The sequence below is a fragment of the Rhizobium hidalgonense genome, assembly GCF_002914525.1.
In the GTDB taxonomy this organism is placed as follows: domain Bacteria; phylum Pseudomonadota; class Alphaproteobacteria; order Rhizobiales; family Rhizobiaceae; genus Rhizobium; species Rhizobium hidalgonense.
On the sequence record NZ_LODW01000045.1, the window covers coordinates 81,526 to 95,706 of the forward strand.

The following is a 14,181-nucleotide window of genomic DNA, read 5'->3' on the forward strand; positions in this document are numbered from 1 at the left end:
TTACCCTACCGCTGCTAACGACATTTCTGCTTTGAGCGACTGGCCGCGCGAGGCGCCGACAACCGCATCGACATCGAGAATGAGAGCGACACGCCCGTCGCCGAGAATGGTGGCAGCGGCAATGCCCGGCACATGGGTGTAGTTGGCTTCCAGGCTCTTGATGACCACCTGGCGCTGACCCTGGATGGCGTCGACCATCAGGGCGCGCTGGCCGCCGCCTTCGGATTCCACCAGAAGCGCCACGCCTTCGACGGGATTGGCCTGGGTCGCGCGGAAGTTCAGGATGCGGCCGACATCGACCAGCGGGCAGAAGCTGTTGCGGATCGAGATCAGCCGGTGGTTGGCACCGAAGGAATGGATCGCGGCCGCTTCCGGCTGCAGGGTTTCGACGATCGCGGTCAGCGGCACGACCAGCGTCTGGCCGGCGACAGTGACCACCATGCCGTCGAGGACGGCGAGCGTCAGCGGCAGGCTCATGGTGAAGACCGAGCCGTGGCCCGGCTTCGAGGTGATGTTGATACGGCCGCCGAGCGCCTGGATCGAACGCTTGACGACGTCCATGCCGACGCCGCGGCCGGAGATGTCGGAGATCTTGTCAGCCGTCGAGAAGCCCGGCAGGAAGATCAGGTTGTCGATTTCTTCATCCGAAAGGTTGGAATCGGCGGGGATGAGGTCGTTATCGATCGCCTTCTGGCGGACCTTCTCGCGGTTGATGCCGGCGCCGTCGTCGGCAAGCTCGATCAGGATGCGTCCCGATCGATGCTTGGCGGTGAGGCGGACCGTGCCTTCGGTGTTCTTGCCGGCGGCGGCGCGCTTTTCCGGCGTTTCGATGCCGTGGTCAACGGCATTGCGGATCATGTGAGTGAGCGGCTCGGCCAGCTTGTCGATAACCGTCTTGTCGACTTCGGTGTTCTCACCTTCGGTGATCAGGCGGATCGACTTGCCGGTCATGTCGGCGATTTCGCGGACAATACGCGACATGCGCTGGAAGACCGGCTTTACCGGCTGCGCGCGGATCGCCATGACCGAGTCCTGGATTTCGCGGGTGAGCTGCTGCAGCTCTTCCAGACCCATATTGATCGAGGAGGTACCGGTCGTGTCGTTCTCGATGACGCTCTGCGACAGCATCGCCTGGTTGATGACCAGTTCGCCGACGAGGTTGATCAGGCGGTCGACGCGGTCGAGATCGACGCGAATCGTCTGGCCGGCGGCGGCGGCATTGTTCTGGGCGGCAGCGGCGCTTGCGGCGGCCGCAGCCGCGGCTGCCGATTCCTTCTTTTCGACGCGCGCGGCGGCGGCGGCCATCTGCGTGACATTGGAGGCGATCTCGGCAGCGGCAACGGCGGCGGCAGCGCCGGAAACGTCTTCGGACGCGCCCGATTCGTCCAGGATCGACAGATCGAATGGAACCGGCACCATCGGCAGTTCGTCGTTGCTGGCCGCCTCAGCCCTTGCGTCCTCGACCGGCTTCACCGTCAGTTCGCAATCCCATTCGGCGAATTCGAAGACGGTGCGAATGGCGTCCTCGCCCTTGTCCGTCTTGATCGTGACGTTCCAGAAGAAATAGGCGCCTTCCGGATCGAGTTCATCGAGGCCCGGCAGCTCATCGCTATTGCAATAGATGGTCATTTCGCCGAGGCGCGAAAGGTCGCGCAACAGCAGCGTGGCGTCATTGCCCTTGGAATAGAGTTCGTAGCGCGGCTTGAAGGTGATTTCAAAGGTCGGAACCTCGGCGCCCGCATCGCCCTCGCCGCCGAAGTCGTCGAAGGAGAAGGGAACCGGCTGGAAACCGCTGTCATCCGTCGGTTTGGCAGCGGGTGCAGCGGCGGCCGGAGCAGGCTTTGCTGCCGCCTTCGGCGCCGGTGCCTCGGCCGATGCCGATGGAGACGGCAATTCGCCGTTCGCCAGCGCCTCGAGCTCCTTGACGAGGCCGCGGCTGCGGCTTTCATCGACGCTGCCGCCGTCGCGCGCAGCGTTGGTCAGGTCGGCGAGCACGTCGGCCGACTTCAGCATCACCTTCAGGACGTCCTGGTTCGGCTCGAGCTTGTTGGAACGAACGCAATCGAGAGTCGTCTCGAAAACATGGGCGAAGGCAACCAGATCATCAAGGCCGAAGGCGCCGGCGCCACCCTTGATCGAATGCACGGCACGGAACACCGCATTGACGGTTTCCGGATCGCGATCGCCATCATTCATTTTCAGAAGACCGGATTCCAGCTCGGCGAGCTGTTCCTCGCACTCCTGGAAAAAGATCTCTTTGATTTCGTTCATATCCATAGGAGCAAATCCTGGGTTTAAGCGGTTACACGCTCAATGGCATCGATCAGCTTGGCCGGGTCGAAAGGCTTGACGATCCAGCCCGTGGCACCGGCCTGGCGGGCGCGGTTCTTCTTTTCCGCGTCGCTTTCGGTGGTCAGGACCAGGATCGGGATCGCCCGATATTTCTCGTTGCGGCGGACACCTTCGATGAAGCCGAAACCGTCGAGGCGCGGCATGTTGATGTCGGTCACGATGACGTCAGGATTCGACTCTTCGAGAACCTCGAGGCCCTCGACGCCGTCTTCCGCCTGAATCGTCTCGAAGCCGGCATTGTTGAGCGTCACGAGAAGCATGTTTCGGATGGTGCGGGAATCATCCACGGTAAGAACTTTTTTCTTCATTGCCGAATCTCCTTGGCAAGCAGGTGATCAATATTGACGCCCACCAGCTGCATGGTTTTCTGAAATGCATCGGACACCTTGGAAAAGGTGAATGGCTGCTTGTCCTGCTGCCAAGTCTTCTCGGCGGACATCAGAACCTGGGCGCAAAGAGCACCGATCCGTTCGACGCCGGAAGCGTCTATCGACAGACCGCTGCCCCTGAGCGAGAGGAGCTTATCGCGCAAGGCGGAAGCCTCGTTGAGGTCGAGCACCGCTGTCAAATCCAGCGTCTTGCCACTCTTCTTTGCTACCATCAGCTTTTCCTTGTCCCCTTGTCCCCGGCTCGAGAAGACGAGCTGTGGTAATCATCCGATAGGTTAGTAAACATTCCGCCCACCTCCGACGCTTGCGAAGGGCTGCGGAAGGCTAAAATCACCATATTCGTATTCGTCCTCGGCCACAGCCGGACGGGCGGCTGTCTCGACGGCGCGCGGCGGCGTCACCCGAACCGGGGCCGGGCGTCCGACATTGGCGTTTTCCCGGGCAATGCGGAATTCACGAATCGTCCGGCCGAGCTCGAGAATGACGGTATGGAGGTGGTCGGCGCCTTCGGCCGAGCGCTGCGCAAGGCCGGCGCAACCCGCCACCTCGCCACCCAGGCCCTTGACGTCCGCGGTCACGCTGTCGAGGCTTACGGCATGTTCGCCGGTCTTCGTGGCGATGCCTGCAATGGCGGCATTGATGTCGGTGACCTGACGGACGATGCTACCGATCGAATCCTGTGTGCGGCCGACCATCTGCACGCCGGCATCGACCTGCGCCTTGGTCGTCGTCACCAGCGTCTTGATCTCGCGGGCGGCTTCGGCCGAACGCTGGGCCAGCGCCCGAACTTCCTGGGCGACGACGGCAAAACCGCGGCCGGAATCGCCGGCGCGGGCGGCTTCGATGCCGGCATTCAGCGCCAGCAGATTGGTCTGGAAGGCGATCTCGTCGATCGTGCCGATGATCTGGCCGATCTTTTCGGCCGACTGCTCGATATCGGCCATGGCGCTGATCGCGCGGCCGACGACCTCGCCGCTTTCCTCGACGGCGGCGCGCGTCGAGGCGGCCGCCTGTTCGGCAGCGCGGCTGTCGGCGGCGCCGTCGCGCACGCTGCCGGCGATGCCGGCAAGGGCTGCGGCGGAAAGCTGCAGCCGGTCGGCCTGGCCGGACGCCGTACCGGCGAACTGCCGCGACAGGCCGGCGAGCGAACCGGTCGCCGCCTCGGCCTTCAGCGTGCGCTCGGTGATTTCGGTGAACTCGGCCTGGAGACCATCCAATGCGCCGTTCAGCGCGGCGGCGATCGCCGCATGGTCGCCGTCGACGGGGGCGCGCCGCGTCAGGTCGCGGGCAGCAAGGCCTTCGATGACATCGCCGAAGATCCTGGCGATCTCGGCCTCGTTGTCGGCGCGCTGATCGGCGAGCGCACGCTGCTCTCCGGCGCGCTGGGCGTTGAAGCGCAGCGAGACGGCGATTTCCACATCGACCATGACGATGCGGATGATCGCCGTCATCAGCTCGGAGATTTCGCGGGTACGGCGCTTGGCGGACGGCATCAGCGGACGGCCGGCAATTTCCTCGGCGAGACCGGCAACGACATGCTCCAGCATGACGCCATGGCCGGCGACGTGCCAGCGGGGGTCGAGGCCGATCTTGCTTTCGGTATCGGAGAGAACCTTGACACGTTCGGCATAGAGGCTGTCGAACCGGGCATCGGTCAGCACGTCCCAATGCGAGGACTGCAGATCATGCAGGCGCTCGACCTGGCGCTCGCTGTCGAAATTGCGGGCGGCGTCGGGGAAAGACTGGAACCTGTGGAAGAGATCTCTGAGACCCGCCTTCAGATGCGCTTCGAGGGCCGGCCGGTTGCGGCGCACCAGTTCGCACTGCTCGGCATCGAGACCGGCAAAGCGCAGGCGGTCGCGCAAGCTGCCTGCCTGCGCTCCACGTGCCTGATCTGATGGCATGTCCTGCCTCAACGCCTGTCCCCAAACCCGCTTTCCAGGCAGATGCCTGGCTAAAAATTCTTGCAGCATCCGATCAATACGAAGCGTGGAGACGGTCCTCACCACCGGTTACAACCGGCGGGTCGAGCCCTCTGATCAGCTATGTTTCGGAGCTGTCTGAAGAGATGGATACCGGATCAACCGGTACGGCGGGACGGCGTCATGCCTGGTGGGAACGAGTGCATCTTCCCATTCCGACGTGTAAACCAATGTTTATGGTTAATTCCTTGCCTGAAGGTTAATAAGCCTGTCGCAGTGGCGGCTTTTGAAGCAATTCAAGGCCGTTGGCAGCAAATACTGCGGCGGAGTTGCACGGCTGCTACAAGGCACACGCAAGCTCCGTGTTATAGGCCGGTCGATAACCAAGACATGACGTCGACAAGGACAGAGCAATGATTGTTCTCGGATTGGGTTCCTGCTTGATTGCAATGACGCTGCTTGCCGCCGTCGCCCGCATCGATTCTCTCGCCGCAAACCGCGACATCCGCATGCTTCGGGTATTCTAAAACCGATCCTTCCCCGTTGGCAGTCCGGCACCTTTGGTGTATCGCACTCGCGCCTTTCATGTCAGCGGAACTGTCGGTTCATGTCCCCCAGATCAGGTCTCCTCATCGTTCTCGGCTTCACGCTCTGGCGCGTCGTCACGCTGCATTTCGATGCGACGGACCTTTTCGTCGACGAGGCGCAGTACTGGTTCTGGTCGCAGAATCTCGATCTCGGCTATTATTCCAAGCCGCCGATGATCGCCTGGGTGATCCGGGCGATGACCGAGCTTTCCGGCTCCGACGCCATCTACTGGATCAGGCTCAGCGGACCGCTCATCCACATGGCGGCGGCACTGGTTTTGATGAAGGTTGCGAAGGGTTTCGTCGGGCGGGAGATCGAAGGCTGGACGGGCGCCACCTATATCACCCTTCCGGGCGTCGCACTGTCGTCGGTGTTCTTCTCGACCGACGTGATCCTGCTGTTCTTCATTGCGATCGTCCTGCTTGCCTATTTCGGCCTGACGCAGCGGCGCTCGGTCGGGCTGGCGCTGGTCATGGGGCTCGGCGTCGGCCTCGCCTTCCTGACGAAGTACGCCGTGCTGTTCGTCGTTCCGGGTGGGGCGCTTGCCCTCCTCCTTGTTCCGGCGGCACGCATCGGCATCCGGGATTTCATCGTCGCGGTCGCGGTCGCGGCGGTTGTCGCATTGCCGAACCTCTGGTGGAACCTCAAGCACGACAATACGACGGTGCGGCATACGCAGGATATCGCCCATTGGAGCGATCTCGGCATCAATCTCCGCCGCGGGCTTGAATTCTTCGCCGCCCAATTCGGCGTCGTCGGGCCGATCATCTTCTTCGCGATGCTGTGGGCGGTTTATCGCATGGTCAAGGGCAGGAGTGACGACCGCGAAAGGATGCTGGTCTGGCTGTCGATGCCGGTCGTGGTGCTGATCACGCTGCAGGCAACAGTCGCCAAGGCCTATGCCAACTGGGCCGTGACCGCCTATGTCGCCGGCACCATCCTTGCCGTCTGGCTGCTTTACCGGATGTGGCCGAAGGGCTTGAGGCTGTCGCTTATCATCAACGGCATCGCCAGCCTGCTCTTTCCGCTGGCGACAATCTTTCCGCAACAATTGCTGCTGCCGAACGGCGACGAGCTGATGAAGCGCTATCTCGGCCGCGCCGAGGTCAGCCGCGAGGCCGCAGCCCTTGCCGGCCAGGCCGGGACCGACATCATCGTCACCAATGATCGCGATATGGTTGCCGATCTTTTCTATACGCTGCGCGACACATCCTACAGGATCTATGCGCAAGCGCCGGCCGGCCTTCCCGAAAGCTATTACGAGCAGGAATTCGCCCTGCCGGCCGATATCACCGGCAAGGTGCTTTTCCTGACGGGCGGTCCGTTCAGCTGCGCCACCGAGACACCCGAGCTGCTGAAGAACTGGCAGCCGACAGAGGGCTATTACAAGGGCAAGTCGCTGTCGCTCTACAAGGTCTCCGCCACCTGCCTGGCGCCGTGAGCCAATCGATTCCGATTCAAGGAATTATGCGGTGGGCAGGCAGAGGCCGGTGCCCGCCCCTTCAATCTCGACGAATTTGACGCCGCCTTCCTCGAAGGCGAGGCGCAGCTGCGCCTCCGTCGCGCGATGGATGTCGTGGTGGCGACCCTCATAATCGCGGATGGTGCTGCGCGAGACGGCAGCCCTTTCGGCAAGATCGGTCTGGGTCCAGTCGAGCAGGCCGCGCGCCGCCCGGCAGAGAGCCGGGGTCAGAATTGTTTCCCTTGCGCCTTGACCCATGATTACAACTTGCCCATATTGGTCGATATAAACCATATATGTCACATTACGAACGGGATTTCCAGATCGGGAGACAGCAATGCCACACGATACGCCCTTGATTTCGACAATCGTCGGCGGCCTCGTGCTGGCTTTCATCTTCGGCGCGTTTGCCCATCGGCTGCGCATGCCGCCGCTGGTGGGCTATCTGATTGCCGGTGTGCTGGTGGGACCGCATACGCCTGGTTATGTCGCGGATCAAAGCCTGGCGCCGGAGCTTGCCGAAATCGGCGTCATCCTGCTGATGTTCGGCGTCGGGCTGCATTTTTCTCTGAAAGACCTGCTGTCGGTGCGCGGCATCGCCGTGCCCGGCGCCATCGCCCAGATCGCCTTTGCGACCCTGCTCGGCTGGGGGCTCGGCGCCTTCATGGGCTGGCCGACCGGCGGCAGCCTGGTCTTCGGCCTGGCGCTTTCGGTCGCTTCGACCGTGGTGCTGCTGAAAGCGCTGCAGGAGCGCCGACTGGTCGAAACGGAGCGCGGACGCATCGCGGTCGGCTGGCTGATTGTCGAGGATCTCGCCATGGTGCTGGCGCTGGTGCTGATCCCCGCCGCAGCCAGCATCGGCGGTGAAGGTCACGCGCCTGTCGAGCCGCTCTCGGCCGGGCTGAGCCGGCTGTTCGGACTCGATCTCGGCATCGGCGGCATGATCGCCATGACGCTGGTGAAGGTGGCGCTGTTTGTGGCGCTGATGCTGGTCTTCGGCCGCAAGCTCATTCCATGGACGATGCACCGCATCGCCCATACCGGATCGCGCGAGCTGTTCCGGCTCGGCGTGCTGGCGATCGCGCTCGGGGTCGCTTTCGGCGCGGCCAAGCTCTTCGGCGTGTCGCTGGCGCTCGGCGCCTTCTTTGCCGGCATGGTGCTGGCCGAAAGCGAGCTCAGCCATCGCGCCGCCCAGGAAAGCCTGCCGCTGCGCGACGCCTTCGCCGTGCTGTTCTTCGTCTCGGTCGGCATGCTGTTCGATCCGAACATCCTGATCGACAGGCCGCTGCCGATCCTCGCCACCGTCTTCATCATCGTCATCGGCAAGTCCATCGCCGCCTTCTTGATCGTGCTCGCCTTCAAGAAGCCGCTCGGCACAGCGCTGACGATTTCGGCCAGCCTCGGCCAGATCGGCGAATTCTCCTTCATTCTCGCCGCCCTCGGCGTCGACCTCGGGCTGCTGCCGGAGGAAGGCCGCGATCTGATCCTTGCCGGCGCCATCATCTCGATCATCCTCAATCCGCTGCTGTTCTTCCTCTGCGACCGCATGCGGCCGCTTTTTGAAGGTGCAAAACGAGAGGAAGCCGTGGTGGAGCCCGCTTCCTCGGCGGATGCGGCGGTCGCTCACGAAGAGGTGCCGCCCGAAGACGACGAGGTGCACCCGACCGCTCTCAGCGGTCACGCCATTCTCGTCGGCTACGGGCGGGTCGGCAGCATCGTCGGACAGAATCTGAAATCGTCGGCTACACCTTTTCTGGTCATCGAGGATTCCGACAAGCGCATTGGCGAGCTGAAGACGCAAGGTATCGAAACGCTGATGGGCAATGCGGTGATGCGGGAAACGCTCGACCTCGCCAATCTTTCCGGCGCCCGCAGCATCGCCATCGCCATCCCGAACGCCTTCGAGGCCTGCCGCATTGCCGAGCAAGCACGCAGCGTCAATCCGTCGATCCTCATCGTCGCCCGCGCCCATTCCGACGCCGAGGTCGATGAGCTGAAGCAATATGGCGCCGACACTGTCATCATGGGCGAACGCGAAATTGCGCTTGGCATGGTTGACCGCCTCGCTCAAGTGCATCATGAGAGTGTTCCCTATGAAGACAGGCATGAGCCTGATACAATTATTCCGGTGGGCACTGCTCCGCTGGAGAAAGAATGAGAGATTGGCGCGCTTTTGAGCCGATACGGGAGTGACATTACAGGGACGGAGAAGGTGGAGCTGGACCAGCACCATCTGACCAGCCGTGTCGCCGTTTCCCTGCTTGTCGCCATCCTAGCCTATCTCGGCCTGCTGCTCGGCGGCAATCTGGTCATTTCGCCGGCCGCCGCCGTCAACACGCTTTCCTCTTCCGGCCGGGATCCGCAACCGCCGCAACTGACCGCGCGAGATGCCGTGCGCGGCGTGCTTGCCACCGAGCGCAGGCTGGCGCCGAAGCAGGCAGCCCATGACGGCGGATCGCCCGCCATTGCGGCTGCCCCAGTTGTCGATCTCGCCGGCTGGACCATTTCCGCCGCCTTTCCGGCATTTGATGCTTCGCCTCATGCCGCGGTCTCCAGGACCCATCAGCCGCGCGGACCGCCGGCTGCTGCCTGACGTTTGCGCTGAGCGCGCTTCCGACATCTGACGACATGCCGCCAGCGCCCGAGCGCCGGCCCCCGATTATCTAAGGAATACAACATGCGTACTTCACCATGGCTGGTGTTCACCTATGCGGTGATCATCTTTCTCGGCCTATTGATCGCCCTGCCGAACGTCCTGCCGCAATCCGTCCTTCAGCGGGTGCCGACATGGCTGCCGCATGAGCAGGTGTCGCTCGGCCTCGACCTTCGCGGCGGCTCGCATCTCGTTCTGGAAGTCGACGAGGCGGATCTGACCAAGGAGCGGCTGCAATCGCTGCTTCAGGACGCGCGCCGTGTGCTGCGCGAAAAGGGCATCCAGCCGAAGGCCGTCGTGCGCAGCCAGAACCAGATCGTCGTGACGCTCGCCGACGCCACGCAGAGCGATGCCGCCGTCACCGAACTCAAGACGCTCGCCAACCCGATCAGCACCGGCCTCAGCGCCGGCCAGGCGGATCTTGATGTCACGGCGAACGGGGCGACCATTACCGTCGGCTTCTCCCGGGCCGGCATCTCCGCCAATGTCGACAACGCCGTCCAGCAGAGCCTTGAAGTCATCCGCCAGCGCGTCGACCAGGTCGGCGTCTCCGAGCCGACCATTCAGCGCATCGGCGCCAATCGTGTGCTCGTGCAGCTTCCGGGTGCGCAGGATCCGACGCGGCTGCGCCAACTTCTGGGCTCCACGGCGAAGATGTCATTCCACATGGTGGCCCCGAACAATCAGCCCGGCCCGGGCGTGACCATGATGCAGGACGAAGAAGGCCGGTCCTATGCGGTTCTCGACCGCGTCGAACTCTCCGGCGACCGCCTTTCGGATGCCCGCGTCAGCTTCGACCCGAACACGCATGAGCCGGTCGTCAGCTTCCGCTTCGACAGCGCCGGCGCCACCCGCTTTGCCGATATCACCCGTCAGAATGTCGGCAATCCCTTCGCCATCGTCCTCGACGACAAGGTGCTGAGCGCACCCAATATCCGCGAGCCGATCACCGGCGGTTCCGGCCAGATCTCCGGCAACTTCTCGGCCGACAGCGCAACGACGCTTGCCGCCATGCTGCGCGCCGGCGCCCTGCCCGCCAAGCTGACGGTCATCGAGGAACGCACTGTCGGCGCCGATCTGGGCGCCGACGCCATCAAGATGGGTATCTATTCCGGCATCGTCGGCTTTATCCTCGTCGCACTCTTCATCTTCGTGCTCTATGGCACCTGGGGCGTGCTGGCAAATATCGCGCTGCTGATCCACACGATCCTCACCTTCTCGGCCCTGACGCTGGTGGGTGCGACGCTGACGCTGCCGGGTATTGCCGGTGTCGTGCTCGGCATCGGCCTTGCGGTCGACGCCAACGTTCTCATCAACGAGCGTATTCGTGAAGAGACGCGCAAGGGCAAGGGCGCCTTTGCCGCCATCGATACGGGCTTCAACCGTGCCTATTCGACGATCATCGACGGCAATATGACGGCCCTGATCGCCGCGGCCATTCTGTTCTTTTTCGGTTCCGGACCGGTTCGCGGCTTTGCCGTGACCATGGCGCTCGGCCTGATCATCTCGATGTTCACCTCGGTCGCCTTCGTTCGCGTTGCCATGATCGAGATCACCCGCCGCCGCAAGTACAAGGTGCTGAACATCCGGCCATTGATTCCGTTCAGCCCCTATGACAAGCACATCGAGTTCATGAAGGCGCGCTTCTTCGGCGTCACCGTTTCGGCGCTGCTGTCGATTGCCTCCGTCGTGCTCTTCATTCACCCCGGCCTCAACTACGGCGTCGACTTCCGCGGCGGCATCCAGATGTCCGTCAAGACTCAAGGGGCGGCCGATCTTGCCAAGTTCCGCGAAGGTCTCGATAGTCTCGGCCTCGGCGAAATCACCCTGCAGTCCTTCGGCGACAAAAGCAGCATTCTCGTTCGCGCGCAGCGGCAGGAGGGCGGCGAAGAAGCGCAGACGGCGGCTGTGACCAAGCTGAAGGCCGAAGTCGCCAAGATCGATCCGACCGCTACCGTCGAAGGCACCGATGTCATCGGCCCGAAGGTCAGCGGCGAGCTTGCCTGGGCCGGCATCCTGTCGGTGGTGATCGCCAGCCTCGCAATGCTCATCTATATCTGGGTGCGGTTCGAATGGCCGTTTGCCGTCGGCGCCATCGTCACGCTGGTGCTCGACGTCACCAAGGCGATCGGCTTCTTTGCGATCACCGGCCTCGACTTCAACCTGACGGCCATCGCCGCCATCCTGACACTCGTCGGTTACTCGGTGAACGACAAGGTCGTCGTCTATGACCGCATGCGCGAAAATATGCGGCTCTACAAATCGATGCCGCTGCGCGAGATCATCGACAAGTCGATCAACGAGACCCTGGCACGAAGCCTCTACACCAATGCGACGGCCTTCCTCGCCCTGGTGCCGATGGCGATCTGGGGCGGCAGCGCCGTCTCGAGCTTCGCGATCCCGATGGTCTTCGGCATTCTCGTGGCCGGCGCCTCGTCGATCTTCATCGCGGCGCCGATCCTGCTCTTCCTCGGCGACTGGCGCCGCCGCCACGCCAAGGCTGCAACGGCCACCGATGGCGCCGTCGAAATCATCCCGCCCGAACAGGGTCGCCCGCGCAAGTCGGCGAGCTAAAATCCGCGTGTTAACGCATCCTTGAAGAGGGCGCCGGTTGCAGAGCCGGCGCCCTCTTTCTATTGTCGATAATTGCAGGGATAAAATCCTGCAGCGATTCAAAGGATTACAGCGTCCTTAGCGCGTCTGAAAAGGATGCGCGGCGCTGCAGCAGAGATCGGGGGAACCGCCAGATGTCATCAAACCCGACGAGACGACCGGAAACCGACGACAACAATGAGGAGCGCATCAAGCGATTTCTCGCAACCGCCTCGCACGATCTGCAATCGCCGCTACGCCATATCGCCATGTATGCCGAGCTGCTGCTCGACGATCTCGAGGAAACGCTCGACGGCGAACAGCGTCAGAGCCTCCGGATGATCATGGAAAAGGCGCAAGCCGCACAACGCCTGACCAAGGCACTGATGAGCCTTGCCGGCGGAACACCTCAAGTGACGCCCGAAGAGGTCGATCTGCAGGCGCTGGCCGAAAATGTCTGGCGCGAACTGACCGACGAAACCGCGGTTCGCGATGCGACGCTGGAAAGCCGGGGCCTGCCCTCCCTCCGGAGCGATCCTGCCCTGCTGGGCCTGGTGCTCCGGCACCTGCTGACCAACGCCCTGAGCTATCGTAGCGAAGCGCCACTCCATGTGGTCATTGCCGCGGAGCGGCAGGAGGCGGATTGGTTCATCCGGGTTTCCGACAGTGGGACTGGCATCGATCCGGCCTATCGGGAGCGGATCTTCGAACCGTTCTGGAAATTGCCGCAGGCGGGAACGGTGCCTGGCGCCGGTCTCGGACTGACGACGGCGCGAGAGATCCTGGCAGCGCTCGGCGGTGATCTCAGCCTCGAAGATTCCGATGCAAGCGGCAGCCGCTTCCTCATCCGCCTTCCCGCCTGAGCTTACAGCGCGCGCGTCTTTTCAGATGCTGTAATCGTCCTTCCAGAAATCCGGGACGTCGTAGTTCACATATTCGCGGATGATGTGCTGCAGCGTCTGGGCGTCGATTTCGTCCTTGCCGATGCGAAAATCGACGCCGTAATCCGGGAATTCCTGAAAATAGCCGCCGGATATGTCGGTCGAGACGACGCCGATCGGGCCGGTGTAACCGATGCCGCGCAGCTCCGGCACCGTCTCGCGGAAATCGGCGTTCGGCAGAAGGCGGTTGTCGAGCAGGATGAGATCGAAACGCGCCAAGCGGATCTTTTCCAGCGCGTCACCGATCGACGGCGAATATTCAACCTCGACGGCCGGCTCGGAGAGATCGGCGATCTTCTTCTTGAGCGCACGGAATTCGATGAATTCGTCGTCGACAAACAGAACCTTTACGGCGTTCCTTCGGCTCGTTTCGGTGATCATCGTCTCAATTCCCCAATCCCGAAACCAGCGTCACGTAACCAAACCGTTCCTCAAGGCGATCGCCACCATGTGAACGCGGTTGACAGCGTCAAGTTTGCGCGCCGCCGCGGTAATGTGCGAATTGACCGTATGTTCGGAAAGACCGAGGATGATGGCGATCTCAGCCGACGTCTTGCCTTCGCTCGTCCATTTGACGATTTCCTGCTCGCGATGGGTCAGCCGTCCGGACATTTCCGGCGTCAGGATTTCCTCATACAGCTTGTCGAAAATCCGCATGGCGTCGAGAAGCATGTCGGCAATCTCGCTCTGATCCGGCTCCTGACGCTCGCCGCTGAGCACGAGGCAATAACGCCGCCCTTCCGGGGTGAACAGCGGGATGAACAGAAAGACGCCACTCAGGAATTCGTTGAAAACGAGATCGGAGCGATAATCTTCCGGCTTTGCGCTCCTGCCGTGAACCGGCGTTGCCAGAAACTGGGCGGACTTTGCCCGGACGGTCCCGAGCGCTTCCTTCAGCGTCGTGATGAAAAGGCCGACACGCCGCTCTGCGACATTGGTGATGACGATATCGCGCTCACCGAAAGGCGCCGAAGCCTCGGAAATACGGGCCAGCGCGAAACTATCGAAATTGTAGTGCTGTGCCGCAGACTTCAGCAGCCGGAAAAAATCGGTGCGGTTGATCGCCCGGCTCAGCTCCGGTCCGGCATGAAAGGGAATTGCCGGGGCGTTGTTCATTCCCACTCTTCCTCTCCTCGATGCCTCCGATCCCGAAATCTTGGGATATACGTCTTAGACGCGAAGAGCTACAAAAATTGCGAGACGGTTGATGACGAATATCGAAACGGGGACTTTCGACATTCAAAGGCGGAAATCATCAATTATCTCAACTACAAGTGATGCA

Annotated in this window: 12 protein-coding genes; 5 read left to right on the top strand and 7 right to left on the bottom strand. The window is 62.4% G+C overall.

The features are described from left to right. From ATY29_RS07585 to ATY29_RS07600, 4 genes are all read right to left on the bottom strand, one after another. A complete protein-coding gene (locus ATY29_RS07585; protein ID WP_097535691.1) occupies nucleotides 1–2,277 on the bottom strand; it encodes a chemotaxis protein CheA in 2,277 nt (758 codons plus the stop codon). Between the two features lie 17 nt (nucleotides 2,278–2,294). Continuing rightward, the gene (gene cheY1 / locus ATY29_RS07590) at nucleotides 2,295–2,660 is read right to left on the bottom strand and encodes a chemotaxis response regulator CheY1 (RefSeq protein ID WP_003570362.1); all 366 of its coding nucleotides are present in this window, start codon (nucleotides 2,658–2,660) and stop codon (nucleotides 2,295–2,297) included. Further along, nucleotides 2,657–2,953: an STAS domain-containing protein gene (locus ATY29_RS07595; protein WP_003570364.1), complete on the bottom strand. Its 297-nt coding sequence runs from the start codon at nucleotides 2,951–2,953 to the stop codon at nucleotides 2,657–2,659. The genes cheY1 and ATY29_RS07595 overlap by 4 nt, the downstream gene beginning before the upstream one ends. A 63-nt stretch (nucleotides 2,954–3,016) precedes the next feature. After that, nucleotides 3,017–4,645: a globin-coupled sensor protein gene (locus tag ATY29_RS07600; RefSeq protein WP_097535693.1), complete on the bottom strand. Its 1,629-nt coding sequence runs from the start codon at nucleotides 4,643–4,645 to the stop codon at nucleotides 3,017–3,019. Nucleotides 4,646–5,270: 625 nt separating this feature from the next. Here ATY29_RS07600 and ATY29_RS07605 point away from each other — a divergent pair. Next, a complete protein-coding gene (locus ATY29_RS07605) occupies nucleotides 5,271–6,692 on the top strand; it encodes an ArnT family glycosyltransferase (RefSeq protein ID WP_097535695.1) in 1,422 nt (473 codons plus the stop codon). Between the two features lie 24 nt (nucleotides 6,693–6,716). On the opposite strand, the gene ATY29_RS07610 is transcribed toward ATY29_RS07605, so the two are convergent. Continuing rightward, nucleotides 6,717–7,016, bottom strand: a complete 300-nt coding sequence (locus ATY29_RS07610; protein ID WP_173883797.1) for a helix-turn-helix transcriptional regulator — start codon at nucleotides 7,014–7,016, stop codon at nucleotides 6,717–6,719. A 34-nt stretch (nucleotides 7,017–7,050) separates the two neighbouring features. On the opposite strand from ATY29_RS07610, the gene ybaL reads away from it, so the two are divergent. From ybaL to ATY29_RS07630, 4 genes are all read left to right on the top strand, one after another. After that, nucleotides 7,051–8,871, top strand: coding sequence for a YbaL family putative K(+) efflux transporter (ybaL, locus tag ATY29_RS07615; protein WP_025415330.1), 1,821 nt, complete (start codon nucleotides 7,051–7,053; stop codon nucleotides 8,869–8,871). A gap of 54 nt (nucleotides 8,872–8,925) precedes the next feature. Continuing rightward, on the top strand, nucleotides 8,926–9,306 hold the full coding sequence (locus ATY29_RS07620) for a hypothetical protein (protein WP_025415329.1): 381 nt from the start codon (nucleotides 8,926–8,928) through the stop codon (nucleotides 9,304–9,306). Nucleotides 9,307–9,390: 84 nt separating this feature from the next. Further along, entirely contained in the window at nucleotides 9,391–11,940 is a 2,550-nt protein-coding gene (secD, locus tag ATY29_RS07625; RefSeq protein WP_003570377.1) for a protein translocase subunit SecD, read from the top strand. A gap of 173 nt (nucleotides 11,941–12,113) precedes the next feature. Then, nucleotides 12,114–12,821: a sensor histidine kinase gene (locus ATY29_RS07630; protein ID WP_097535697.1), complete on the top strand. Its 708-nt coding sequence runs from the start codon at nucleotides 12,114–12,116 to the stop codon at nucleotides 12,819–12,821. 21 nt (nucleotides 12,822–12,842) lie between these two features. On the opposite strand, the gene ATY29_RS07635 is transcribed toward ATY29_RS07630, so the two are convergent. Both ATY29_RS07635 and ATY29_RS07640 read right to left on the bottom strand, forming a co-directional pair. Then, the gene (locus tag ATY29_RS07635; protein ID WP_003570381.1) at nucleotides 12,843–13,280 is read right to left on the bottom strand and encodes a response regulator; all 438 of its coding nucleotides are present in this window, start codon (nucleotides 13,278–13,280) and stop codon (nucleotides 12,843–12,845) included. Nucleotides 13,281–13,310: 30 nt separating this feature from the next. After that, nucleotides 13,311–14,015 carry a helix-turn-helix transcriptional regulator gene (locus tag ATY29_RS07640; RefSeq protein WP_003570383.1) on the bottom strand — a complete coding sequence of 235 codons (705 nt, stop codon included), beginning with the start codon at nucleotides 14,013–14,015 and terminating at the stop codon, nucleotides 13,311–13,313. Nucleotides 14,016–14,181 lie beyond the last annotated feature (166 nt).

Excerpts from the sequence above, each read along its gene's own strand:
- ATY29_RS07585 (WP_097535691.1), bottom strand. The coding sequence starts at position 2,277 with ATGGATATGAACGAAATCAAAGAGATCTTTTTCCAGGAGTGCGAGGAA.
- cheY1 (WP_003570362.1), bottom strand. The coding sequence starts at position 2,660 with ATGAAGAAAAAAGTTCTTACCGTGGATGATTCCCGCACCATCCGAAAC.
- ATY29_RS07595 (WP_003570364.1), bottom strand. The coding sequence starts at position 2,953 with ATGGTAGCAAAGAAGAGTGGCAAGACGCTGGATTTGACAGCGGTGCTC.
- ATY29_RS07600 (WP_097535693.1), bottom strand. The coding sequence starts at position 4,645 with ATGCCATCAGATCAGGCACGTGGAGCGCAGGCAGGCAGCTTGCGCGAC.
- ATY29_RS07605 (WP_097535695.1), top strand. The coding sequence starts at position 5,271 with ATGTCCCCCAGATCAGGTCTCCTCATCGTTCTCGGCTTCACGCTCTGG.
- ybaL (WP_025415330.1), top strand. The coding sequence starts at position 7,051 with ATGCCACACGATACGCCCTTGATTTCGACAATCGTCGGCGGCCTCGTG.
- secD (WP_003570377.1), top strand. The coding sequence starts at position 9,391 with ATGCGTACTTCACCATGGCTGGTGTTCACCTATGCGGTGATCATCTTT.
- ATY29_RS07630 (WP_097535697.1), top strand. The coding sequence starts at position 12,114 with ATGTCATCAAACCCGACGAGACGACCGGAAACCGACGACAACAATGAG.
- ATY29_RS07635 (WP_003570381.1), bottom strand. The coding sequence starts at position 13,280 with ATGATCACCGAAACGAGCCGAAGGAACGCCGTAAAGGTTCTGTTTGTC.
- ATY29_RS07640 (WP_003570383.1), bottom strand. The coding sequence starts at position 14,015 with ATGAACAACGCCCCGGCAATTCCCTTTCATGCCGGACCGGAGCTGAGC.